This window comes from Bradyrhizobium cedriense (genome assembly GCF_054602315.1).
Genome location: NZ_JBTSWB010000001.1, coordinates 272,340 through 294,645, shown reverse-complemented (window position 1 = coordinate 294,645; position 22,306 = coordinate 272,340). Strand labels below are relative to the sequence as shown.

The window sequence follows — 22,306 nt, the reverse complement described above, 5'->3', positions numbered from 1 at the left end:
GCTTGCAGCTCGGCCGGCCGCGCCTTGCGGCCGAACGTGGCCGCTTGCGCGCGAAACACATTGATTGCGAGCAATTCCATGGTCAGCCCCAAGCATGTCTGCGTGATCGGCGCCGGCGTCTCCGGCCTTGCGGCCGCAAAGGCCTTCTCCACCCGCGGCCACCGCGTCACCATCGTCGAGCGCAGCGCCGATCTCGGCGGCGTCTGGGAGCCGGCGCGCTCCTATCCTGACGTGCAGACGCAGAGCCCGAAGGAGCTCTACCGCTACACCGATCGCGCGATGCCGGACGCCTATCCGGAATGGCCGACCGGGCCGCAGGTCCATGCCTATCTCGCCGACTACGCCAAGAGCTTTGGCCTCGAGCGCATGCTGCGGCTGAACACGGAGGTCGCGGACATGGCGCGCCGCGCCGACGGCAAGCCGGGATGGACGCTCACCCTGAAGGACAAGGACGGCACGGACACGAGCGAGGATTTCGACTTCGTCGCGATCTGCACCGGCCAGTTCAACGAGCCGCGCGAGCTGCATTGCCCCGGCGAGGACGGCTTTCTCGCACAGGGCGGCCAGATCCTGCATTCATCGAGATACAATGATGCCGCTCTGGCAAAAGGACGCCGCGTCGTCGTGCTCGGCGGCTCGAAGTCGGCGACGGATATCGCCGTGAACGCGGTGAAATCGGGCGCGCGCGAGGTGACGATCGTGATGCGCGAGCCGGTCTGGCGCATTCCCTATTTCATCGGCGGGCTCGTGAACTTCAAGCGCATCCTCTACATCCGCGCGCAGGAGGAGATGTTTCCAGGCTGGGGCATCGGCTCGACGGCACGGCTCGCACACCGCCTCGCCGCGCCGCTGGTCTGGGCGAACTGGCGCGGGCTGGAGAGCCTGTTGAAGGCGCAGCTCAAGCTCAAGCAATGCAAGATGGTGCCAAAGGAGCGGATCGAGGATGGCGTCAACTGCTCGGTTCCGATTGCAACGCCGGGCTTCTATCCGATGGTCGCCGACGGCCGCATCAAGGCGGTGTTCGGCACGTTCGACCATTACGAAGGCGACAGCATCGTGATGAGCGGCGGCGAGCGCGTCGGTGCCGACGTCGCCCTGCTCGCGATCGGCTACAAGCTCGGCGTGCCCTTCCTCCCCGAAGCGTATCGGCAGAAGCTGGTCGATGCCGACGGGCAGTACCGGCTCTATCGCCTGATCGCCAACCCCGACCTGCCCGAGCTCGGCTTCGTCGGCTTCAACTCGTCGTTCTGCACCGTGCTCTGCGCCGATCTCGCCGCCAATTGGCTGGTGCGCTATGCCGACGGCCAGCTCGCCAACCAGCCCACGGCGCAAGCGATGCGCGACAACATCGAGATGATGCTGCACTTCAAGCGCGTCGAACGGCCGGCTGCGGGCGTCTATGGCGGGCTGTGCGTCGCGCCTTATCACTACCGCCATTTCGACGAGCTGATGGCCGACATCGGCGCGAAGAACCAGAAGCGCGGCGGGCCCGCGGGCCGCTTCCAGCCTCCGGATGCGGACGATTATGCAAAGTTCCTGGCTTCCGCGCCGGAGTACCGGGCAACGGCGTGAGACTGGCGCGCTGCCCAGCGCCCCGAACTCGCGGCTCGCCAGGCCGGGCCTTATTGCCTACGATTCCGGTTGTCGAATCGGCCGGCCCGGGAGCCCGCGATGCAGTCAAGACGTCACGCCGCCGCGATCATCGCTGGGCTTGCCCTGCTTCTCGCGGCACCCGCGATGGGACAGGGCGCGCTCACGGCCAGGCAATCGGAGACGCTCGCCGCCTATGACCGCGCGCTCGCCGACTTCAAATCGATCCTCGCCGAGCGGCGGCGCCAGATCGAGGCGAAGCAGCCGCTGCCGAACCTGCCCGGACAGGCGCTCTATCTCGCGCGCGTCGCCGTCATCAGCACCTACAAGGATCTCACCGACGCCATGCCGTCGCGGATCGGCCGGCCCAACAAGTTCGAGATTCCTCCCGCCTACTTCGATGCCGACATCGAGCCGCTCGTCGACGAATATGGGAAGCTGTTCGACATCATGGAGGCACCGCCTGCCAGTGCGCAGAACTCGCCGACGCCCTTCAAGGACGTCGTCGATCTCGCCGTTGCAATCGCGCGCGCCAAGGGGCTTGCGCCTGAACATGCCGAGACTGCCGGCCGCATCAGCCTCGGGCTGTTCTTTGCGGAAACCAACGGCAAGCAGAACGTCCGCAATGCGCGCTCGAACACCTATATGGGCAGCTTCCAGACCGGCCCCTCCGAAGACCGCAACGGCCAGAGGAAATGGGAGAAGATAAAGGGAGACATCGCCGCGATCGATCCGGCGCTGAGCGCGCGCGACGACAAGGAAGAGGCACGGGCCCGCGGCACCGACCACCGCTTCAACCACTGGACCAACGTGCGCAACGGGCTGATGAACGCGCACGCAGATCTGTTCCGTGAGATCCCTGGAATCGCGAAGACGCTGCCCGATCCAATCGACCAGATGAAGCTGTTCGAGCTGATCCAGATCGTTCCCACCCCGACCAGGTCCGCGCTCAAATCGGGCGATCTCCTGAACCACAGGGTGTCCAGCCCCACGATCATGAAACACCTGCGCAACAACAGCATCTTTGCCTTCGGCCAGGCCGACCGGGCACGCACCTCGGCGAGCTACCGCGAGATCCTCGCTGCCATGTGGCTGTTCAAAAGGAAGTTCGAGCGCGCGATGGCGAAACATGCGGAGATCAGGCAACGCTGATGGATCGGTTGCAGCCGCTACCGGACGTTGTAGTATCGCGATCTCATCGGCGACACGGACCGTTTCATGCGCGTTCTCATTCTCGGCGGCAGCCAGTTTCTCGGACGCGCGATTGCAAACCATGCTTGCGCCAGGGGGCATGACGTGACCTGCGCTGCCCGCGGCCTTGCGGGGCCGATTGCCGCGGGCGCGCGCTTCGTGCGGATCGACCGCGACATCGCCGGCGGCCTCGAACCGCTCGCGGGCGAGTCGTTCGACACAATCGTCGACGTCTCGCGTCATCCCGGCCAGGTTCGCCGCGCCGTCACAGCGCTGAAGCGGCCGGGCGTGCATTGGATCTTTGTTTCGACGATCAGCGTGTATGCGGACAACCGTATCCCGGGGCAACGCGCGGACACCGCGCCGCTGCGCGAGCCTGTTGCCACGGAGGTCGAGCACAGTACCGATGCCATCTACGGTGCCGCCAAGGTCGCTTGCGAGCAGGCTGTCGGCGACGACGCCTTCATCTGCCGCGCCGGCCTCATCGCCGGACCGGAAGACCCGACAGGACGCTTCGCCTATTGGCCGACGCGGCTTGCGCGCGGCGGCGAGGTGTTGGCTCCGGGATCGCCGGAGGATGCCGTCCAATTCATCGACGTGCGTGATCTCGCGTAGTGGATCGTGCATGCGGCAGAGATTCGCCTCACCGGAACCTATGATGGGATCGGGCCAATTCGCACACGCGGCGAATTCCTGGCCGAGTGCGCATCCGCGCTGAACGCATCATGCACCTTCACCTGGGTCGATCGCGCCTTCCTCGAAGCGCACGACGTGCGGCGCTGGGCGGGTCCGCGGTCTTTGCCGATGTGGCTTCCCCTGCCCGACTTCGCCGGCTTCCTGACCCGCGACACCTCACCGGCCTGCGCCGCCGGCTTGACCTCGCGACCGGTCGCGGTCACCGCTCTCGACACGCTTCATTGGCTCAACGCCCACAATGGCCCGGTCGTCGGCCTCACCACCGACGAAGAGCGGGAGGTGCTTGCGGCCTGGCATGCGGAAGGACCGGCTGCGGCCGGGACCTAGCCCAAACGCACGCAAGACGGCCGACGGACTACTCCGTGCGGATCGGCGTGTCCTTCAGACCGTTGCCATCGTAGGCCTTGCGCAGCGTGCCGTTCGTCGTGGCCTCGTTCATGAATGTGGTGACGAACGCCAGCGCCTGGCCGTGACCGAGCGGGACGGCGACGGCAGTCACCGTCTTCTTGAACGTCTCGTCCATCACCCTTGTGCCGGGAATCTTCCGCGCCATCTTGTTGAGCTGGTCGCGTGACAGCGCGAAGGCGTCGATCTCGCCGCGCTCAAGGAGGTCAAAGATCTCGTCATAGGTCTGATAGTCCGTGACCTTGGCTTGCTTCAGATGCGCGATCGCGCCGCGCATGGTGGTCGTGGCGTTGACCGCCGCGACCTTGACGCCCGCCTGGTCGAGGGCGGCGAAATTGGTGATGGTCGATCCCGGCCTGACGATGTAGGTGGCATCGGCGACCTCGTAGATCGGACCGAACAACATTTTGGTCTCGCGCTCGGGGTCCTTAGGCAGCCAGGTGACGTCCCATGTCCCCGTCCCGGCCGCGTCGGTGATCTGTCCGGAATTCTGGTGCGCGACGTATTCGACGGGCACGCCGAGCTGGGCGGCCATCTCCTTGCCGAGGTCGACGGGGACGCCGGCATAGCCGGCCTCGGTCCGGTTCGACCAGAATGCGCCGCCCGCCGGACTGATCGCGATCGCGACGCGCAGCTTGCCGGTCGGCGCGATCTCCTCCTTCAGGCCGTCGGCTAGTGCAGGCATGCCAATTTCCGCTGCGAGAACGAGGCCCACAAGGGCCGATCCGGGAGACATGGGCATGTCATGGCTTACCTCACCTTTTCTTCTACGGACCGCTTCCCGACCGTCGCGGCCTTTGACACAATTCTGGACGATCGTGCGCGCTGTGAAAAGCGGCTCGTCATGGCAAATCTGTCAAAGGGCACACCGCTCCTTGCACTGCAAGACCTGTGACTGCCATGGCTATGGTGTTCCACGGCCGGACTTTTGTTGCTAGCCTGCCGCACCGACAGACCGCAACGGGGGCAACCGAATGACGCGCGCGAATCCCACATTTCCAGCACGATGCATCGGAGTGTGGAGATATGCCGGGCGAGCCTTGCCACGGTCCTTGGCACGGTCCTTGGCACGGTCCTTGGCACGGTCCTTGGCAACGGCAAGCGCCGTGATCGTCCTCGCCGGTTGCGAGGACAAGAACACCTTCGTGGCGCCGCCGCCGCCGAAGGTGGACGTCGCGACGCCGGTGCAACGTGCGGTGACGCGCTACATCGAGGCCACCGGCAACACGGCGCCGATCAAGAGCGTCGATCTCGTCGCGCGCGTGCAGGGCTTTCTGCAATCGATCGACTACCAGGACGGTACCTTCGTCAAGCAAGGCACCCAGCTGTTCACGATCGAGCCGGAGACCTACAAGCTCAAGCTCGAGCAGGCGCAGGCGGCCGAGGCCGGCGCGCAGGCTTCGCTCCGCCAGGCGGAAGCCGACTACAAGCGGCAGGCGGAGCTGGTACAGCGCCAGGCCGTCTCGCAGGCCACGCTCGACACCTCGACATCCAACCGCGACAACGCCCAGGCCAATCTGCAGCAGGCCCAGGCCAATACGAAACTCGCCGAGGTGAACTACGGCTACACCAAGGTGACGGCGCCGTTCGACGGCGTCGTCAGCGCGCACATGGTCTCGATCGGCGAGCTCGTCGGCGTCTCCTCGCCGACCCAGCTCGCCACCATCGTCGCGATGGACCCGATCTATGTGAACTTCACGGTCAACGAGCAGGACGTGCTGCGCATCCGCGCCGAGGCGGCTCGCCGGGGGCTGACGCCGGCCGACCTCAAGCAATTCCCGATCGAGATCGGGCTTCAGACCGAGACCGGCTACCCGCATCAGGGACATCTCGACTACGTCGCGCCAACGATCAATCAATCCACCGGCACGCTGGCCGTGCGCGGGCTCATTGCCAACGACAAGCGGGTGCTGCTGCCCGGTTATTTCGTCCGCGTCCGCGTCCCCTTCAGCCAGGAGAAGGATTCCCTCCTCGTTCCCGACACTGCGCTCGGCAGCGACCAGGGCGGCCGCTACCTGCTGGTGGTCAACAGCGACAACGTCGTCGAGCAGCGCAAGGTGCAGATCGGCCCGACCGACAACGGCCTGCGCGTGATCGAAAGCGGATTGAAGCCGGAGGATCGCGTGGTGACCGCGGGACTGCTGCGGGTGATCCCGGGCCAGAAGATCGACCCGCAGATGACGAAGATCGACCAGTCTCAGGCCTCGGCCAAGTGAGGGGCTGCCAGCCATGATCTCGAAATTCTTCATCGAGCGGCCGGTCCTCTCGAACGTCATCGCGCTTCTGATGATCCTGATCGGCGGCGTCGCGCTGTTCAACCTCGCGATCGCGCAATATCCCGACGTGGTGCCGCCAACCGTGCAGGTCACCACGCGCTATCCCGGCGCCAGCGCCAAGACCGTGATCGACACCGTGGCGCTGCCGATCGAGCAGCAGGTCAACGGCGTCGAGGACATGCTCTACATGCAGTCCTACAGCGGCTCGGACGGCACCTACACGCTGACCGTGACCTTCAAGATCGGCACCGACCTCAACTTCGCGCAGGTGCTGGTGCAGAACCGCGTCTCCAGCGCGCTGTCGCAACTGCCCCAGGCCGTGCAGAACCAGGGCGTCACCGTGCAGAAGCGGTCGACCTCGATCCTCCTGTTCGTGACCCTGACCTCGCCGGACTCCAAGTACGACAGCCTCTACCTGAGCAACTACGCCACCATCAACATTCGCGACGAGCTCTCGCGCCTGCCCGGCGTCGGCAACGTCACCGTGTTCGGCGCCGGCCAGTATTCGATGCGGGTCTGGCTCGACCCCAACAAGCTGCAGGTCCGTGGCCTCGTGCCGCAGGACGTGATCCAGGCGATCCAGCAACAGAGCCAGCAGGTCGCAGCCGGCCAGGTCGGCGCGCCGCCGACGCCGCCCGGACAGGCGTTCCAGTACACGCTCAACGTCAACGGACGACTCGACGACGCCAGCCAGTTCGAGAACATCATCGTCAAGACTGGCACCAGCGGCGACGTCACGCGGGTGCGCGACGTCGGCTGGGTCGAGCTCGGCGCGCAGACCTACAGCCAGATCTTCTCGCTCAACAAGCAGCCGGCGGTCGGCATCGGCGTATTCCAGTCGCCCGGCGCCAACGCGCTCCAGGTCGAGCAGGCCGTCGAGAGGAAGATGGCCGAGCTCGCCAAGCGCTTCCCTGAAGGCATCAAGTACGACACGCCGTTCGACACCACCAAGTTCGTGGAGGCCTCGGTGCACGAGGTCTACATGACTTTGATCGAGGCCGGCCTGCTCGTGCTGGTCGTGATCCTGGTATTCCTGCAGGACTGGCGCGCGATGCTGGTTCCGGCGACGACTGTGCCGGTCACCATCATCGGCGCGTTCGCCGCGATGGCGGCGCTCGGCTTCACCATCAACATGTCGACGCTGTTCGCGATCGTGCTCGCGATCGGCATCGTGGTCGACGACGCCATCGTCGTGGTCGAGGGTGCCGCCCACAACATCGAGCAGGGCATGAACGGCCACGACGCCGCGATCAAGGCGATGGACCAGCTGTTCGCACCGATCGTCGGCATCACCCTGGTGCTAATCTCGGTGTTCCTGCCGGCCTCGTTCCTCGCGGGGCTGACGGGACGCATCTATTCGCAATTCGCGCTGGTGATCGCCGCAACCGCACTCCTCTCCGCCATCAACGCGGCGACCTTGAAGCCGACGCAATGCGCCCTCTGGCTGCGGCCGTCGGTACCGCCGGAACAGCGCAATTTCTTCTATCGCGGCTTCAACGCGGTCTATAACCGGGTCGAGCGCGCCTACACGCGGCTGATCACCTTCCTCGTGAAGCACGCCACCATCTCCGTCGCGGTCGCGCTGCTGATCATCGGAGCCAGCGGCTACGGCCTGTCGCGGGTGCCGACGGGATTCCTGCCGATCGAGGACCAGGGCTATCTGATCGCCGCCGTGCAGCTGCCCGACGGCGCCGCGCTGGAGCGGACGCAGGCCGTGCTCGACAAGGCGAGCGAGATCATCAAGGACACCCCGGGCGTCCAGCAGGTCATCACCATCGCCGGCATCTCCGCGCTCGACAACAGCGCGAGCCTTGCCAATGCCGGCGTCGCCTACATCATCCTGAAGGACTGGGATGCCCGCAAAGGGCCGGGCGAGGATTTGCGCTCGCTGGTCTACGGGCTGAACGACAAGCTCGCGACCATCATGGAGGCGCGCACGATCGTGCTGCCCCCGCCGCCGATCCAGGGCATCGGCAATGCTGCCGGCTTCTCGATGCAGGTCGAGCTGCGCGACGGCAACAGCGACTTCGCCAAGCTGCAGGCGATCACCAGTGCGATGGTCAGCAACGGCCAGAGCCAGAGCGCGCTGCAGCGCGTGCAGTCCTCGTTCCGCTCGTCGGTGCCACAGTTCAACGTCGAGATCGACCGCATCAAAACCCAGACCCTGCACGTCACGACAGACCAGGTGTTCGCGGCCCTGTCGACCTATCTCGGTTCGTCCTACGTCAACCAGTTCAACAAGTTCGGGCGCGTGTTCCAGGTCTACACGCAGGCCGATCCGGCCTTCCGCGTCACCGAGCGCGACATCGCCAACATGATGGTGCGCAACTCGAACGGCGACATGATTCCGATCGGCACCGTCGCCAAGATCACGCCGGCCACCGGTCCGTCGCTGATCAGCCTCTACAATCTCTATCCGTCCTCGACCGTCATCGGCCTGCCGGCGCAAGGCTATTCGTCCGGCCAATCACTGAAGCTGATGGAGGAGATCGCGGACAAGACGCTGCCGCCGGGCACCGGCTATGAATGGACCGCGATGTCGTACCAGGAGAAGGCGGTCTCGAACCAGATCTATTGGGTCTTCGGCCTCGCCATGCTGCTGGTCTATCTCGTGCTCGCCGGCCAGTACGAGAGCTGGTACGCGCCGATCTCGGTGATCCTTGCCGTGCCGCTGTCGCTGCTCGGGCCGATGCTGATCCTCAGCGCCCTCAAGATCGACAACAACCTCTATTGCCAGATCGGCCTGATCCTCCTGATCGCGCTGTCGGCGAAGAACGCCATCCTGATCGTCGAGGTGGGGCTCGAGCTGCACGGCCGCGATGGCAAGCCGATCCTGGAGTCCGCCATCGAAGCGGCGCGCGCCCGCTTCCGTCCGATCCTGATGACCTCCTTCGCCTTCATCCTCGGCGTGGTGCCGCTGGTGCTCGCCACCGGCGCCGGCGCCAGCGCGCGCAAGTCGATCGGCATCACCGTGTTCTCGGGGATGCTGGCCTCGACCTGCCTCGCGGTGCTGTTCGTGCCGGCCTTCTTCGTGGTGGTGCAGCGCTTCGAGAACTGGCGCGCGTCGAAGAAGGCGCCGAAGGCGCAGCCCGTGGCGGAGCTGAAGTCCTGAATCCGCTTTTGATGGGATCAGGGGAGCCGCGGACATGGTGCAACCTCTCCCGCGTGCGAAAAGCCCTCCCGCGCCCTCTCCCGCAAGCAAGCGGGGAAGGGCGCGCACCGTCCCCGCGCGGATACACGCAGCTTTCAAGCCTTCTCCGCCGGCGCCTGCCGCGCCTCGCCGCTCGACACCAGGAGCACCGATACTTTCGACTGCCTGAGCACGGCATCCGCGACGCCGCCGAAGGAGAGATGATCGGCCTGAATGCGGTCGACGCCCATGACGACGAGGTCGACATCGGTGGTGTCGATCTCGCGGAGGATCGCCGCCTCGGGCGCGCGGTTCACCCGCAGCGTGGTGGTGATGTCGACGTCGTAGCGGGCGGCGAGATCGCTGGTGTCCTTGAGGATGCCCGTCTCCTGGCTCAATCCGCGGGAGACCCCACGCTGCGCGCCCCTGTCGCGCGTCGTCGCCACATAGATCACCCGGAGCGAGCCCGATCCGGCCTGCGCCAGCGCCACCGCCACCTCGGCCCCGCGTTTGGAGACGCCGCTGCCGGAAACGGGAACGAGGATGTTGAGCGTGTCCGGCATCGGCTGCTTCAGGTGCTTGCCCTTGGCCGCGACGATCGCGAGCGGTCCTTCGAATGCCGCGGCGATGTCGTCGATCCTCCGATCGAAACGGTCCTTGGTCGCCACGACCTTGTCGATGCCGACCACCAGGAGATCAAAGCCCTTGCGCGCTTCGTCGGCGATGGTCTCGCCGAGCTCCGCCTGCCTTGCACGCGTGACGACATCGACGTCGCCGGCGCCTCCATCGCCCTTGACGGGTACCGTCCCGGCGGCCTTCTTCACCACCGCTTCGTGGCTCGCCTCTTCGTTGCGGCTCTTTTCCTGCTCCTTGGCGCGCCGGCCGATATGCAGCACGGTGGTCGGCAGGCCGCGCATACCGGCGATCAGGCCCGCGATGTGGGCCGCGAAGGCGGCGTTGACGCTTTCGTCCACCGCGAGCAAGGGACGTTCGAGATTGGCGACGAAGCCGCGCTTCTCGAATTCCTCGCGCTCCAGCCGCTCCCTCTCCTCCTCGCTCATCGGCAGCCTGGCCAGCGCGGCGCGCAGCATCGGCGGCATCGCCATCGTGGTTACGATCGCCATGGTCACGATCATCGTGAAGAGGTTCTGGCTGAGCACGCCGATGGAGAGGCCGATGGTGGCGATGATCACCTCGGTTGAGCCGCGTGCGTTCATGCCGCTGGCGAGCGCCAGCGACTCCCGGTAACTCAAGCCGCCGGCGGTGCCGCCGATAAACGCCCCGCCGAACTTGCCGACGCTGGCGATGACGACCAGGAGGCCGGTGAGCATCAGGAGGTTGGGATCGCGCAGCACCGAGAGATCGGCGCTGAGCCCGGCGAGGCCGAAGAAAACCGGCATGAAGAAGCTCGAGATCAGCCCGCGCAGGCGCTCGTCGATCTGTCGCGTCAGGATCGGGGACTCGCCGACCAGGATGCCGGCGACGAAGGCCCCGAGCACGGTATGGACGCCGATCAGATGCGTGATCATCGCCATGACGCTCATCAACAGCAGGATCACCGTGATGACGGCCGCCGCGCTGACGAGGTTGTCGTTGGCCCAGCGGATCAGCTGGAACACCAGGCGGCGACCGATGGTGAAGCTGACGGCAAGGAAGGCGAGCGTCCCCAGCACGGCCTTCGCCACCGAGGCGATATCCAACGTGCCCTGCGAGGCCAGGCTGAAGATGACGGCGATGATGATCCAGCCGATGGTGTCGTCGATGACGGCGGTCGCGACGATGATCTGCCCGACATTGCGGCGCATGAAGTTCATCTCACGCACGACCACCGCGACGATCTTCACCGACGAGATCGACAGAGCCGTGCCCATGAACAGCGAGGCGACGAGACGCGCCTGGGGATTGGGCAGCAGCTCATCGGGGAGGAACTCGCCGAGCGCGAAGCCGCAGGCGAAGGGCACGACGATGCCTGCGATCGAAATCGCGATCGCGGCCTTGCCGACCTTCCGAACCAGCTTGAGGTCGGTTTCCATGCCGGTCAGCAAGAGCAGCAGCAAGATGCCGAACTGGGCAATGCCGTCGATCATCGCCTTCTGCTCAGGCGTCTTCGGGAAGATCGCGTGCTGCGCCTCCGGCCAGATCCACCCGAACAGCGACGGCCCCAGGATGATGCCGGCGAGCAGCTCGCCGATCACCGAGGGCTGGCCAATGCGCATCATGATCTCGCCGAGGCCGCGGCCGACCGCGATCAGCACGACGATCTGCGCGACCAGCAGGAACTCGGACGGGCCGGACGATTTGCCCGCTTCGGCACCGGCCGCAATGGTGGTGAGGACAAGCGCCGCGAGGACGAGGCCGACCGGTCGGAGCAGGCGCCACGGCATGCAGGTGTTCTTCCCCCTTCATCTGCCCCGGCGAGCTTGCCGGGGCCGCAGAGAATAGAACCCATGGGAGGCGTGGCGGGTTCCTGCTTCTTGTGGTGGTCGAGGGTCAAAAACGAAAAATGCGAGAACAACCCCATGCACAGTAGAGATGGCGTTGAAAAAGCTTGAGAAAATTCGGTGTTGCCGAATCTACTTGCTTCGTCGGGCAAAACACTGGCAGAATGGCATCATGGGCAGGCGTGGGACGAGATACCCCGGCCGCCGCCCCGTCCTCCGTCATTGAGGCGAGAGCTGCCCGCCCCACTTCCTCACACCGCCTGCGGCGTCCGGATCTCCCGGGGCAGGATGATCGCGGCGGCGATCGCGAGCAGGCAGAGGCCGGCGAAGGCGTGCAGCATGGTGACGAAGCCGCCCTGCTCGTAGAGCCAGGCGACCAGGCCGACGGACGCGCCGGCCGCGGTGAAGCCGACGAAATAGCGCACGGCATAGGCGCGGGAGCGCCACTCCTCGGTGGTGTACTTACCGACCATGGCATCGTTGACCGTGACCTGCCCGAACGCGCCCATGACGATGCCGATCGACACCAGGATCAGGGGCAGATTGTTCAGGCTCGCGGCCAGATACAGGAACGGCGCCAGCATGAAGGACAGCGGCAGCGCCACCGTCTTCAGCGAATAGCGATCGAGCAAGCGGCCGATCGTGTACTGGGTCATCGCGCCGAACACGTAGACGCAGGCGGCGATGACGCCTAGCAGCGCCGGGCTGCTGGTCAGATCGGCGAGCCGCTCGGCGAACAGCTTCGGCAGCGCGACGGTGACGGCGTTGAAGGTCGTGGAGATCGCGATCACCACGATCAATAGCGCCAGGATCACGCGCCACATGTCCTGCTTGGCGACGCGCGCCTGGGCCGCCGCCTGCTTCGAGCCCTTGCGGTCCTCGTGCACGACCATCAACGCAAATGCGATGCCGATCAGGATCGTGACGACGCCGGGGACGATGAAGGCAAAGCGCCAGCCGAAATATTGGCCGATCACGCCGGTGACCAGGGCCGACGAGGCCACGCCGAGATTGCCCCAGACGCCGTTGATGCCCATCTCGCGGCCGAGCCGGTCGGCATAGGACACGATCATCGCGGTGCCGACGGGATGGTAGATCGAGGCGAAAATGCCGATCGCGAGCAGTGCGGCGCCGAGCTGCGCAGGAGTCTGCACCAGGCCGACCGCGATCATGGAGGCGCCGAGGCCGATGAAGAAGATCAGCATCATGTGGCGACGGCTCCAGCGGTCCCCGAGCCAGCCGGTGAGCAGCGAGCCCGCGCCAAAGGCGACGAAGCCCGGCGTTGCGTAAGGCAAAAGTTCCGAATAGGCCATGCCGAGCGCCGGGCCCATGATGATCACGGCGGCGGCGAAGATCAGCATCGCATAATGGTCGATGAAATGGCCTGCGTTGACGAAACCGATCACCCGGCTTGGGCTGTTCATGCGAATCCTCTCCTGCTCCGAAATGAGTTATATGTCGTGCCCATGACGGGATGCTGCCAATGACTGTCGTCGAAACGCCAATCCTGCGGGAAGTCCGGAGCAATCACCGCTCGCCCGCGGGCGTGCACCTGGTCGCCCGCGATTATCCCAGGGGCATGCGGATCGAGCCGCACCTGCACCGCGAGGCACAGCTGATCTATGCCGCCAAGGGCACGATGCAGGTCACGACCCCCGAGGGGCGCTGGCTGGTGCCGCCGGACCGCGCGGTCTGGGTCCCGGCCGGGCTCGAGCATGCCATCGACCTGCTCGCCGACATCGAGATGCGGACGCTGTATTTCGACCTGCCCTGGCTCAAGCGCCAGCAGCGCTATGAGGGACTGGCCAGGGAGTTCGTGGTGCGGGTGTCGCCATTGCTCAATCAGGCGATCCTCGCGCTGTTCGACGCGCGCAATACCGAGGAGCGCACCGAGCTGCTGGTGCGCCTGGTGATGCTGGAATTGCACCAGGCCGAGGATTCCGCGACCTTCGTGCCGCTGCCGCGCGAGCCGCGCTGCCGCCGCGCCGCGTTGATCGTGCTCGACGATCCCACCGGCCTGCATGACATCGACACGCTGGCGCGCGAGGTCGGAACCTCGGCGCGCACGCTGTCGCGGCTGTTCTCGAGCGAGACGCAGCTGAGCTTCAAGAGCTGGTGCCAGCGCGCGCGGATCGCAGCCGCGATCCAGCGGATATCGACGGATGCCAGCGTATCGGTGAAGCAGCTCGCGACACAGCTTGGTTATGCCAGCGTGCCGGCGTTCTCGGCCGCGTTCCGGCAGGTGACGGGCCGCACGCCGACGGAATTTGCGGGGAAGGGTTAGGCCAGACGTCGTCTTTGCGAGCGTCTTGCGCAACTCGCCCCGGCGTCATTGCGAGGAGCCCTTGCGACGAAGCAATCCAGACTGTCTCGGCGGGCGACGCTGGATTGCTTCGCTGCGCTCGCAATGACAGCGGGTGAGGTGGCCGTCTCGTTCTCCAAATGCCACCTGCCCGGCATGGCAGCATTCTCCAAACGCACGGCCCGACTAAAGTTGCCGGATTCCACCGCTTGATTGTGATCGGCTTACGCCTAAATCTTGTGTAAGCTTCCGCATCGCACAAACCTGACACGAAAGCCCAGATGGCCAACGCCTTCTTCTCCGACCTGCTCGCCACCATCTCCGAGCGCGGCCGCACGCTGCTTCGCCGCGGCGACTCCGCCGATGCCAGACGCGATGCCGATGGACTACTCGAACTCTGCGATGCGCTTCTGTCGGGCCGGGGCGAAGCCTCCGGCACCGCAATCGCGCGCGAGGTGCTCGACATCTACCGGGAGCTGGACGCGGCAGGACGCCGCGCCTTCTTCGAGGGACTGGTGCGCGACTTCGGCCCCGATCGGGAGCGCCTGGCGCAGGCGATCGAGCAATGGCGCGCCGAGCCCAGCGACGAGGACGCGAGCTCGCTGCACTTCGCCTCCGAGCCGCGACGGCAGGAGTTGATCCGCCGCCTCAACCGCGCACCGGGCGGCACCGGCGATCTCGTCAACATGCGCGCCGACCTACTCGGCATGATGAACGGGCACACCGATCTTGCCGCGCTCGATCGCGACGTCTCGCATCTTCTCTCTTCGTGGTTCAACAGGGGGTTTCTCGTGCTGCGCAGGATCGACTGGTCGACCCCGGCCAACATCCTCGAAAAGATCATCCGTTACGAGGCCGTGCACGAGATCTCCGACTGGGACGATTTGCGCCGCCGCATCGATCCCGTCGACCGCCGCTGCTACGCATTCTTCCATCCCGCAATGGTCGACGAGCCCCTGATCTTCGTCGAGGTGGCGCTGACCGAGACCATCCCCGGCGCGATTGCACCCTTGCTCGCGGTCGACCGCCAGCATCTGCCGATCGAGCGCGCGCGAACCGCCGTGTTCTATTCGATCTCCAACACCCAGCGCGGCCTGGGGGGCATCTCGTTCGGCAGCTTCCTGATCAAGCAGGTGGTGGAAGAGCTGCGCCGCGAACTGCCGAAGCTCGATACCTTCGTCACTCTGTCCCCGGTGCCCGGCTTCATGGCATGGGTGAAGCAGGACAAGGACCTGCCGCTGTCGGACGAGGACCGCGAGGTGCTGAAGCGTCTCGACGATCCCAAATGGTTCGAGAGCCCCGAAACGGCGGCGCTGCTCCGCGGCGTGCTGGAGCCGCTCGCGGCGCACTATTTCCTCAAGGCGCGCACGTCGAAGGGCCGGCTGATCGACTCCGTCGCCCGCTTCCATCTCGGCAACGGCGCAAGGCTCGAGCGCATCAACTGGCTAGGCGACCTCTCGCCGAAAGGCATGCGCGAGTCGGCCGGCGTGATGGTCAACTACCTCTATCGCCTCGACGACATCGAGAAGAACCACGAGGCCTACGCCAATGACGGGGAGGTGGTTGCCTCGAGCGCGGTGAAGAAGCTGCTGAAGGGCGAAGGGCGAAGGTTGCTGGATATGAGGCTGTCGTAGAGGGCACGGCTCGCACCGCATTCGTCATTGCGAGCGCAGCGAAGCAATCCAGGTGTCGTTCCGCAGAGGCAGCCTGGATTGCTTCGTCGCAAGTGCTCCTCGCAATGACGGCGCGGCGAAGACCTCGAAATCATCTCTCGGTTGTACTATCATGAGGGCTCTCGCTAGCGAGTGCGCCTATGAAGCAACCCTGCGTCTACATGTTCGCCAATCGCCGCAACGGAACGATCTACACGGGCGTTACCTCGAATCCACCACGTCGGGCATTCGAGCATCGCGAAGGCCTTGTGTCGGGATCTTCGTCGAAGTACGGCTGCAAGCTCCTCGTCTGGTACGAACTTCACGGGACCATGACTGACGCAATTGCGCGCGAGAAGCAGATCAAGGCCGGAAGCCGGGCAAAGAAGATCGCATTGATCGAGCGCATGAATCCGGACTGGAAGGATCTGTACGAGACGCTGATCTGACTTCGAGCCGGCTGGCCGACAGCCCTCCGTCATTGCGAGCGCAGCGAAGCAATCCAAAGTCTCTCCGCGGAGGTAGTCTGGATTGCTTCGCTGCGCTCGCAATGACGGAGTTCGTTGCTACAGCCGGGCTACTCCGCCAGCGCCTTCATTTCCTTGTAGAGATCGGACTTGCCTTCGAAGCCTATGCCTGACAGTTCCGGCATGGTGATGTGACCATTCTCGACGCTGACGCCGTCCGGGAAGCCGCCATAGGGCTGGAACAGGTCGGGATAGCTTTCGTTGCCGCCGAGACCGAGGCCGGCAGCGATGTTGAGCGACATCTGGTGGCCGCCATGCGGGATGCAGCGGCTGGGGGACCAGCCGTGGGTCTTCAAGACCTCAAGCGTGCGCTGGTATTCGCACAGGCCGTAGGACAACGCGCAGTCGAATTGCAGCCAGTCGCGGTCGGGGCGCATGCCGCCGTAGCGGATCAAATTGCGGGCATCCTGGTGGCTGAACAGGTTCTCGCCTGTCGCCATCGGACCCGGATAGAACTCGGCGAGCGCGGCCTGCAGCGCATAGTCGAGGGGATCGCCGGCCTCCTCGTACCAGAACAGCGGATAATCGCGCAGCATCTTGGTGTAGGCGATGCCGGTCTCCAGATCGAAGCGGCCGTTGGCGTCGACGGCGAGTTGCGCGTCGTTGCCGATCTCCTTCAGCACCGCCTCGATGCGGGTGCGATCTTCCTCGATGGGCGCGCCGCCGATCTTCATCTTGACGACGTTGTAGCCGCGGTCGAGATAGCCGCGCATCTCGCCGCGCAACATCGAGAGATCCTTGCCGGGATAGTAATAGCCACCGGCGGCATAGACGAACACACGTGGATTGGCGGTCACGCCGTGACGTTCGGCGAGCAGGCGAAACAACGGCTTTCCCGCAATCTTCGCCACCGCGTCCCACACCGCCATGTCGATGGTGCCGACCGCGACCGAGCGTTCGCCGTGGCCGCCCGGCTTCTCGTTGGTCATCATCGCGGCCCAGACCTTGTCGGGGTCGAGGTTGTCGCCGCTCGCATTGAGCAGCGACTTCTGATCGGCTTCCAGGATACGCGGGGCGAAGCGTTCGCGGATCAGGCCGCCCTGCCCGTAGCGTCCGTTGGAGTTGAACCCGTAGCCGACGACGCGCTTGCCGTCACGCACGACGTCGGTGACGACGGCAACCAGGCTCGTCGTCATCCTGGTGAAGTCGATATAGGCATTGCGGATCGGGGACGAGATCGGCTTGGTGATCTCGCGGACGTCGACGATGCGGACGGACATGGGGTTGGTCTCTGGGTTGTTATGTTCGTCATTGCGAGCGAAGCGAAGCAATCCAGGAATGCATCCGCGGAGACAGCCTGGATTGCTTCGTCGCAAGTGCTCCTCGCAATGACGAGGGGCGAGAGTGCGCCCGTCGCAGCGACGAGGAGCGAGTCGCGCTTACTTCCTGTCCCTGAAATACGGCTCCACGGGCCCGTGCACCTTGATGGTCAACGGGTTGCCGTGGCGGTCCTTGGCGTTGCCCGCGGCGACGCGAACCCAGCCTTCGCTGATGCAGTATTCCTCGACATTGGTCTTCTCGATGCCCTTGAAGCGGATGCCGACGTCCCGCGCCAGGATGTCCGCGTTGTAATAGGGGCTGTTCGGATCGACCGACAGACGGTCGGGAAATTCGTCGCTCATGATTGTCTCGCTCACAACAGTGTTTCGATTTGCTGCCGCAATCCTTCGGGACGCGCGGTCGGCGCGTAGCGCGCAACCACGTTGCCGGCACGGTCCACCAGGAATTTGGTGAAATTCCATTTGATGGCGGCACCGAGAAGGCCGGATTGCTGGCGTTTCAGGTACTCATACAACGGATGCGCCTTCGGCCCGTTGACGTCGATCTTCGCGAACAGGGGAAAGGTGACGTCGTAATGGGTCGAGCAGAACTCCTGGATCTCGCTCGCCTGCCCCGGCTCCTGCGCGCCAAACTGGTTGCAGGGAAAGCCGAGCACCGAGAAGCCGCGCGGCGAGAGATCGCGGTAGAGATCCTCGAGGCCGCGATATTGCGGCGTGAAGCCGCATTTGCTCGCGGTGTTGACGATCAAGAGCACCTGCCCCTCGAAACGGCGCAGGGCGACCTCCTCGCCGGCAAGCGAGTTGGCCTTGAAGTCGTAGATGGCCGTCATCGCTAGCCCACGGGGTCGATCGGCGACGGCGGCACGCCACCGGCCTCGATCGCTTCGCCCGCCAGCAGGCAAAGGTCTTCGCGGTAGCGGCCGGAGACGATATGCACGCCGACCGGCGCCTTGCCGACGAGGCCGGTGGAGACCACGAGGCCCGGCAAGCCCATGAAGGGAATGGCGATCTGCGGCAGCTGCGCTTCCCAGACGCGCTTGAAGGATTCGTCGTCCTTGCGATCGAGATGGTCCGGGAACGGCAACTCGCCGGAGACCGGCGTCAGCAGCACCGCATACTTTTCGAAGAACAACATCCATTCGCGGGTCAGCGCCGCTCTTCGGGTCAGCGCCTTCGCATAATTCGCCTGGTCCATCGGCGTGACCCTGGCGCGGTTGCCGCGCAGGCAGGCCAGCGCGCCGGGATCGCCCTCGCGCTCGGCCATCTCGAGCTGCGCTTCATAACCATCGCCGAGCCAAAGCTTGATCTGCCACTCGACCGCTTCGCGCATCGGCGGCGTATCGTCGATGATGTCGACGGTCCAGCCCGCGCGCTCCAGCCGCTTGCCGGCATCGCTCACCGCCGCCTTCACCTCCGGCGTGGTGGCAAGGCCGCCCGGATTGAGGCACAGCGCGGCGCGCTTCGGCCGCGCTGGGCCTTGCAGCGGCACCGGCACGAACCAGGGATCGCGGATGTCGCGGGCCGACATCGCCTCGAGCGAAATCCTGATGTCGTTGACGGTGCGCGCCAGGGGTCCCGACACCGCCATGATCTGCGGCCCGATCGGGCGCTCCGGCAGCGCCGGATTGAAGGCGGGGATGCGGCCGAGCGTCGGGCGCAGGCCGTGGACGCCGCAGGCATAGGCGGGATAGCGGATCGAGCCGGCGATATCGGTACCATGAGCGATGTGGCCGATGCCGGCCGCGACCGCCGAGCCGGCGCCGCCAGAGGAGCCGCCCGGCGTCAGCGAGGCGTCGCGGGGGTTCTTGGTGTCGCCATGAATGAGATTGGTGGTGAACCAGCGGTAAGAGAAAGCCGGGCAATTGGTGCGCCCCAGCAGAACGGCCCCGGCTTTGCGGAAATTGGCGACGACGGGATTGTCCTCGCGCGCGATCACGTCGCGCTGGAGCTTCAGGCCATTGGTGGTGGCAAAGCCTTCCTGGTCGACGTTGGCCTTGATGGTCACGGGCACGCCGGCGAGCACGCCGGGGTCCTCGCCCCGCGCGATGGCGGCATCGACGGCGTCGGCCTGCTTGAGCACATCGTCCGGCCGGTGGTCGATGACCGCGTTGAGTTGGGGATTGACGGCATCCAGGCGGGCGAGGCCGGCCTTGGCAGCCTCCCTGGCGGACACCTTTTTGGATTTGACGAGGGTGGCGAGGTCGGCAGCCGACAGGCGCCAGAGATCTTGCATGGCTTGCTCCGTATGACCGGCGTCTTTTAGCGCCGGGAACGCGGCAAAGCCATGCGGATTTCGCGGGTGAGGAGGTCGCTCACCTCTCCCCGGCGAAGAGAGGTGGACACCGCCGCCTCAGCCATGGCTGACGCGCGACTAATGCCTTGTCGCGGACTGATCCGGCATGTCCAGGAGCGCCTCGGTGAAGGGAAACTCCAGCACGATCTCCCCATCATCGTCGGTCACCTCGATGACCGCCTCGAGCAGCGCCGGCTGTGCGCCCTCGGACTTCACCACCTCCAGTATCATCTGGCGGGCGACCTCCCATGCGCGATCGGGATTGCGCAGATCCTCGCCGTCGGGATCAACGATCAACTCATCACCGATGCGGGTGTTGAAGAAGTATCTGGGCATCACGAGTTCCAGTTTGGGTCGCCTGGACCCGATTGAAAGCTGCACTGCACTCACAACTGCTTTATCAGGACAGGGTTCGCGACCGAATGCGCCCTGCGCAAGGCAGCCCGCCAGATATGACGTTCAAACCTCAAAACGTCATTTTCGCGGTGCAACATAGCCGTTCTCGGGAAAATTTCACTGGCGAACTTTTGCGCCCGCATTACTTTAACCACGGGCGGACACGTCCGATTTCGTGAAAAATGGAGAGCCAAATGGCCTGGAAAGCCCCGAAGATCGTCGAAGTGCCCTGCGGCATGGAAATCAACATGTATGTGAGCGCCACCCGCAAGTAAGCGGCGGGCGATCTGCATTCAGCGCAGGTGGATCTTTCGGTCACGCTTCGTTTCCGGAAGACAAAATCTTTGTCGGCAGCCGTGTCGACCTGAGGTCCACCTCGCAGCGTACCCTCCAGGAGACGGATCATGCTTCGCGTCGTCGTCCTGGGCGCCGGGGCCGGCGGCGGAGTTCCGCAATGGAATTGCGGTTGCGAGGGTTGCCGAGCGGCCCGCAGCGGCGGCCACGAGCTTCAACGGACCCAAGCCTCGGTCGCCTTCAGCGGCGACGGCGAGCACTGGTTTCTGATCAACGCCTCACCCGACCTTCGCCAGCAATTGAACGCCACGCCGCAGCTGCACCCCAAGGCGGGCGCGCTGCGTCACACGCCGGTTGCGGGCGTGATCTTGACCAACAGCGAAGTCGATGCGGTGGCGGGCCTGCTGTCGATGCGCGAGGGCTCGCCCTTCACGGTGTATGCGCACGAGAAAGTGCTGGCGATCCTTGGCACCAACAGCATCTTCAACGTGTTGAACGAGAAGAACGTGCGGCGCCAGCCGATCGCTCTCGGCGAGCCGTTCGAGCCCCGCCTGCCGGATGGTGCGCGCTCCGGCCTGGAGGTGCTGCCCTTCGCCGTGCCGGGCAAATCGGCCTGGTATCTCGAAGGCAAGACGCATCCGGGCGGCGAGAGCGGCGATGGCGATACGTTGGGCCTGAAGATCACCGACAAGGCCACGGGCAAGTTCTTCTACTTCATCGCCGCCTGCGCCGAGGTCACCGACGCTCTCAAGGCCGAGATCGACGGCGCCGCGCTGGTGTTCTTCGACGGCACGGTCTGGCGTGACGACGAGATGATCAGGGCCGGACTCGGCCACAAGACCGGCAAGAGCATGGGCCATATCGCGATGTCCGGCGACGACGGCGCCATCGCGCGGCTGGCCGACCTCAATATCGACAGGAAGCTGTTTCTGCATATCAATAACTCGAATCCGGCGCTGCTGCCCGGCTCGCCCGAGCGCAAAGCCGCTGAGCGGGCGGGCTGGCAGATACCCGCTGACGGAACGGAGATCGTGCTGTGAACGCCGCATCACTGACTGGAATGACCGCGCTCTCGATCGGCAAGGACATCAGGCTCAACTCGGCGGAGGAGCTGGAGGCGACGCTGCGCCATATCGGCGCGACGCGCTATCACAGCCTGCATCCGTTCCATAAGCTGCTACATGGCGGCAAGCTCAACAAGGGCCAGGTGCAGGCCTGGGCGCTCAACCGCTACTATTACCAGAGCACCATCCCGATCAAGGACGCGGTGGTGATCTCGCGCTTTCGCGACCGCGCCACCCGCCTGGAATGGCGCCACCGCATCGAGGACCATGACGGCGATATCGGCAGCGAAGGCGGCATCGAGCGCTGGCTCAAGCTGACCGAAGGCCTCGGGCTCGATACGGCTTACGTGGAATCGACGGAAGGGATTTTGCCGGCGACACGCTTCGCGGTGGAAGCCTATGTCCATTACTGCCGCGAGAAGAGCCCGCTGGAGGCGATCGCCTCCTCGCTCACCGAGCTGTTCGCGCCGAACCTGCATGAAGAACGCATCGCCGGCATGCTGGAGCATTACGATTTCGTCAATCCCGACATCATGAGCTATTTCAAGCGCCGTCTGACGCAGGCGCCGCGTGACGCCAATTTCGCGCTCGACTATGTCAAGACGCACGCCACGACGCCGGAGCAACGCGCCCAGGTGTGCAACGCACTGATCTTCAAGACCAACGTGCTGTGGGTGCAGCTCGATGCGCTCCAGCACGCCTATGTCGAGGGCCACATTCCGCCGGGCGCGTTCGTGCCCCAGGAAACCAAGAAGGCGAGCTGAGGGAC

General features: G+C 65.1%; 21 protein-coding genes. 13 read left to right on the top strand and 8 right to left on the bottom strand.

Features of this window, described 5'->3' with window-relative positions; translation table 11 throughout:
• The first annotated feature begins 78 nt into the window (after positions 1–78).
• The 4 genes from ACYCVF_RS01410 to ACYCVF_RS01395 all read left to right on the top strand — a co-directional run bounded on the left by ACYCVF_RS01410 (position 79) and on the right by ACYCVF_RS01395 (position 3,804).
• Positions 79–1,572, top strand: coding sequence for a flavin-containing monooxygenase (locus tag ACYCVF_RS01410; RefSeq protein WP_459596770.1), 1,494 nt, complete (start codon positions 79–81; stop codon positions 1,570–1,572).
• A 99-nt stretch (positions 1,573–1,671) separates the two neighbouring features.
• Complete coding sequence (locus ACYCVF_RS01405) at positions 1,672–2,742, top strand: hypothetical protein (RefSeq protein WP_459596768.1); 1,071 nt, start codon at positions 1,672–1,674, stop codon at positions 2,740–2,742.
• A gap of 66 nt (positions 2,743–2,808) precedes the next feature.
• The gene (locus tag ACYCVF_RS01400; protein WP_459606489.1) at positions 2,809–3,396 is read left to right on the top strand and encodes an NAD-dependent epimerase/dehydratase family protein; all 588 of its coding nucleotides are present in this window, start codon (positions 2,809–2,811) and stop codon (positions 3,394–3,396) included.
• A gap of 6 nt (positions 3,397–3,402) precedes the next feature.
• On the top strand, positions 3,403–3,804 hold the full coding sequence (locus ACYCVF_RS01395; protein ID WP_459606490.1) for a hypothetical protein: 402 nt from the start codon (positions 3,403–3,405) through the stop codon (positions 3,802–3,804).
• Positions 3,805–3,832: 28 nt separating this feature from the next.
• On the opposite strand, the gene ACYCVF_RS01390 is transcribed toward ACYCVF_RS01395, so the two are convergent.
• Positions 3,833–4,567: a transporter substrate-binding domain-containing protein gene (locus ACYCVF_RS01390; protein ID WP_459596764.1), complete on the bottom strand. Its 735-nt coding sequence runs from the start codon at positions 4,565–4,567 to the stop codon at positions 3,833–3,835.
• A 60-nt stretch (positions 4,568–4,627) separates the two neighbouring features.
• Between ACYCVF_RS01390 and ACYCVF_RS01385 the strand changes: the two genes are divergently transcribed.
• From ACYCVF_RS01385 to ACYCVF_RS01375, 3 genes are all read left to right on the top strand, one after another.
• The gene (locus tag ACYCVF_RS01385; RefSeq protein WP_459596762.1) at positions 4,628–4,777 is read left to right on the top strand and encodes a hypothetical protein; all 150 of its coding nucleotides are present in this window, start codon (positions 4,628–4,630) and stop codon (positions 4,775–4,777) included.
• Positions 4,778–4,856: 79 nt separating this feature from the next.
• Positions 4,857–6,098, top strand: coding sequence for an efflux RND transporter periplasmic adaptor subunit (locus ACYCVF_RS01380; RefSeq protein ID WP_459606491.1), 1,242 nt, complete (start codon positions 4,857–4,859; stop codon positions 6,096–6,098).
• 13 nt (positions 6,099–6,111) lie between these two features.
• A complete protein-coding gene (locus ACYCVF_RS01375) occupies positions 6,112–9,270 on the top strand; it encodes an efflux RND transporter permease subunit (protein ID WP_459596758.1) in 3,159 nt (1,052 codons plus the stop codon).
• A gap of 134 nt (positions 9,271–9,404) precedes the next feature.
• Here ACYCVF_RS01375 and ACYCVF_RS01370 read toward each other — a convergent pair whose 3' ends face one another.
• Complete coding sequence (locus ACYCVF_RS01370; RefSeq protein WP_459596756.1) at positions 9,405–11,672, bottom strand: cation:proton antiporter domain-containing protein; 2,268 nt, start codon at positions 11,670–11,672, stop codon at positions 9,405–9,407.
• Positions 11,673–11,980: 308 nt separating this feature from the next.
• The gene (locus ACYCVF_RS01365; protein ID WP_459596754.1) at positions 11,981–13,153 is read right to left on the bottom strand and encodes an MFS transporter; all 1,173 of its coding nucleotides are present in this window, start codon (positions 13,151–13,153) and stop codon (positions 11,981–11,983) included.
• Positions 13,154–13,212: 59 nt separating this feature from the next.
• Between ACYCVF_RS01365 and ACYCVF_RS01360 the strand changes: the two genes are divergently transcribed.
• From ACYCVF_RS01360 to ACYCVF_RS01350, 3 genes are all read left to right on the top strand, one after another.
• Positions 13,213–14,013, top strand: coding sequence for an AraC family transcriptional regulator (locus tag ACYCVF_RS01360; protein ID WP_459596752.1), 801 nt, complete (start codon positions 13,213–13,215; stop codon positions 14,011–14,013).
• A 299-nt stretch (positions 14,014–14,312) separates the two neighbouring features.
• Positions 14,313–15,665 carry a malonyl-CoA decarboxylase gene (locus ACYCVF_RS01355; RefSeq protein WP_459596750.1) on the top strand — a complete coding sequence of 451 codons (1,353 nt, stop codon included), beginning with the start codon at positions 14,313–14,315 and terminating at the stop codon, positions 15,663–15,665.
• Between the two features lie 179 nt (positions 15,666–15,844).
• On the top strand, positions 15,845–16,132 hold the full coding sequence (locus ACYCVF_RS01350; RefSeq protein ID WP_459596748.1) for a GIY-YIG nuclease family protein: 288 nt from the start codon (positions 15,845–15,847) through the stop codon (positions 16,130–16,132).
• A 128-nt stretch (positions 16,133–16,260) separates the two neighbouring features.
• Here ACYCVF_RS01350 and tarD read toward each other — a convergent pair whose 3' ends face one another.
• The 5 genes from tarD to ACYCVF_RS01325 all read right to left on the bottom strand — a co-directional run bounded on the left by tarD (position 16,261) and on the right by ACYCVF_RS01325 (position 20,119).
• Positions 16,261–17,430, bottom strand: coding sequence for a D(-)-tartrate dehydratase (gene tarD / locus ACYCVF_RS01345; RefSeq protein WP_459596746.1), 1,170 nt, complete (start codon positions 17,428–17,430; stop codon positions 16,261–16,263).
• A 159-nt stretch (positions 17,431–17,589) separates the two neighbouring features.
• Positions 17,590–17,832, bottom strand: coding sequence for a DUF3297 family protein (locus ACYCVF_RS01340; RefSeq protein ID WP_459596744.1), 243 nt, complete (start codon positions 17,830–17,832; stop codon positions 17,590–17,592).
• 11 nt (positions 17,833–17,843) lie between these two features.
• On the bottom strand, positions 17,844–18,320 hold the full coding sequence (locus ACYCVF_RS01335; protein WP_459596742.1) for a glutathione peroxidase: 477 nt from the start codon (positions 18,318–18,320) through the stop codon (positions 17,844–17,846).
• Positions 18,321–18,322: 2 nt separating this feature from the next.
• Positions 18,323–19,723 (bottom strand): amidase family protein, encoded by a 1,401-nt coding sequence (locus ACYCVF_RS01330; protein WP_459596740.1) that lies wholly within the window; start codon positions 19,721–19,723, stop codon positions 18,323–18,325.
• A 138-nt stretch (positions 19,724–19,861) separates the two neighbouring features.
• Positions 19,862–20,119 (bottom strand): DUF6894 family protein, encoded by a 258-nt coding sequence (locus tag ACYCVF_RS01325; protein ID WP_124162551.1) that lies wholly within the window; start codon positions 20,117–20,119, stop codon positions 19,862–19,864.
• Positions 20,120–20,373: 254 nt separating this feature from the next.
• Between ACYCVF_RS01325 and pqqA the strand changes: the two genes are divergently transcribed.
• The 3 genes from pqqA (at position 20,374) to pqqC (ending at position 22,301) form a co-directional block, all read left to right on the top strand.
• Positions 20,374–20,454: a pyrroloquinoline quinone precursor peptide PqqA gene (pqqA, locus tag ACYCVF_RS01320; RefSeq protein ID WP_007595659.1), complete on the top strand. Its 81-nt coding sequence runs from the start codon at positions 20,374–20,376 to the stop codon at positions 20,452–20,454.
• A 129-nt stretch (positions 20,455–20,583) separates the two neighbouring features.
• Complete coding sequence (gene pqqB, locus ACYCVF_RS01315; protein ID WP_459596738.1) at positions 20,584–21,513, top strand: pyrroloquinoline quinone biosynthesis protein PqqB; 930 nt, start codon at positions 20,584–20,586, stop codon at positions 21,511–21,513.
• Positions 21,510–22,301: a pyrroloquinoline-quinone synthase PqqC gene (gene pqqC, locus ACYCVF_RS01310; RefSeq protein ID WP_459596736.1), complete on the top strand. Its 792-nt coding sequence runs from the start codon at positions 21,510–21,512 to the stop codon at positions 22,299–22,301. The genes pqqB and pqqC overlap by 4 nt, the downstream gene beginning before the upstream one ends.
• Positions 22,302–22,306 lie beyond the last annotated feature (5 nt).

Bases quoted from the DNA above. Each gene is read 5' to 3' on its own strand.
- ACYCVF_RS01410 (WP_459596770.1), top strand. From the start codon at position 79: ATGGTCAGCCCCAAGCATGTCTGCGTGATCGGCGCCGGCGTCTCCGGC.
- ACYCVF_RS01405 (WP_459596768.1), top strand. From the start codon at position 1,672: ATGCAGTCAAGACGTCACGCCGCCGCGATCATCGCTGGGCTTGCCCTG.
- ACYCVF_RS01400 (WP_459606489.1), top strand. From the start codon at position 2,809: ATGCGCGTTCTCATTCTCGGCGGCAGCCAGTTTCTCGGACGCGCGATT.
- ACYCVF_RS01390 (WP_459596764.1), bottom strand. From the start codon at position 4,567: ATGCCTGCACTAGCCGACGGCCTGAAGGAGGAGATCGCGCCGACCGGC.
- ACYCVF_RS01385 (WP_459596762.1), top strand. From the start codon at position 4,628: ATGGCTTACCTCACCTTTTCTTCTACGGACCGCTTCCCGACCGTCGCG.
- ACYCVF_RS01380 (WP_459606491.1), top strand. From the start codon at position 4,857: ATGACGCGCGCGAATCCCACATTTCCAGCACGATGCATCGGAGTGTGG.
- ACYCVF_RS01375 (WP_459596758.1), top strand. From the start codon at position 6,112: ATGATCTCGAAATTCTTCATCGAGCGGCCGGTCCTCTCGAACGTCATC.
- ACYCVF_RS01370 (WP_459596756.1), bottom strand. From the start codon at position 11,672: ATGCCGTGGCGCCTGCTCCGACCGGTCGGCCTCGTCCTCGCGGCGCTT.
- ACYCVF_RS01365 (WP_459596754.1), bottom strand. From the start codon at position 13,153: ATGAACAGCCCAAGCCGGGTGATCGGTTTCGTCAACGCAGGCCATTTC.
- ACYCVF_RS01360 (WP_459596752.1), top strand. From the start codon at position 13,213: ATGACTGTCGTCGAAACGCCAATCCTGCGGGAAGTCCGGAGCAATCAC.
- ACYCVF_RS01355 (WP_459596750.1), top strand. From the start codon at position 14,313: ATGGCCAACGCCTTCTTCTCCGACCTGCTCGCCACCATCTCCGAGCGC.
- ACYCVF_RS01350 (WP_459596748.1), top strand. From the start codon at position 15,845: ATGAAGCAACCCTGCGTCTACATGTTCGCCAATCGCCGCAACGGAACG.
- tarD (WP_459596746.1), bottom strand. From the start codon at position 17,430: ATGTCCGTCCGCATCGTCGACGTCCGCGAGATCACCAAGCCGATCTCG.
- ACYCVF_RS01340 (WP_459596744.1), bottom strand. From the start codon at position 17,832: ATGAGCGACGAATTTCCCGACCGTCTGTCGGTCGATCCGAACAGCCCC.
- ACYCVF_RS01335 (WP_459596742.1), bottom strand. From the start codon at position 18,320: ATGACGGCCATCTACGACTTCAAGGCCAACTCGCTTGCCGGCGAGGAG.
- ACYCVF_RS01330 (WP_459596740.1), bottom strand. From the start codon at position 19,723: ATGCAAGATCTCTGGCGCCTGTCGGCTGCCGACCTCGCCACCCTCGTC.
- ACYCVF_RS01325 (WP_124162551.1), bottom strand. From the start codon at position 20,119: ATGCCCAGATACTTCTTCAACACCCGCATCGGTGATGAGTTGATCGTT.
- pqqA (WP_007595659.1), top strand. From the start codon at position 20,374: ATGGCCTGGAAAGCCCCGAAGATCGTCGAAGTGCCCTGCGGCATGGAA.
- pqqB (WP_459596738.1), top strand. From the start codon at position 20,584: ATGCTTCGCGTCGTCGTCCTGGGCGCCGGGGCCGGCGGCGGAGTTCCG.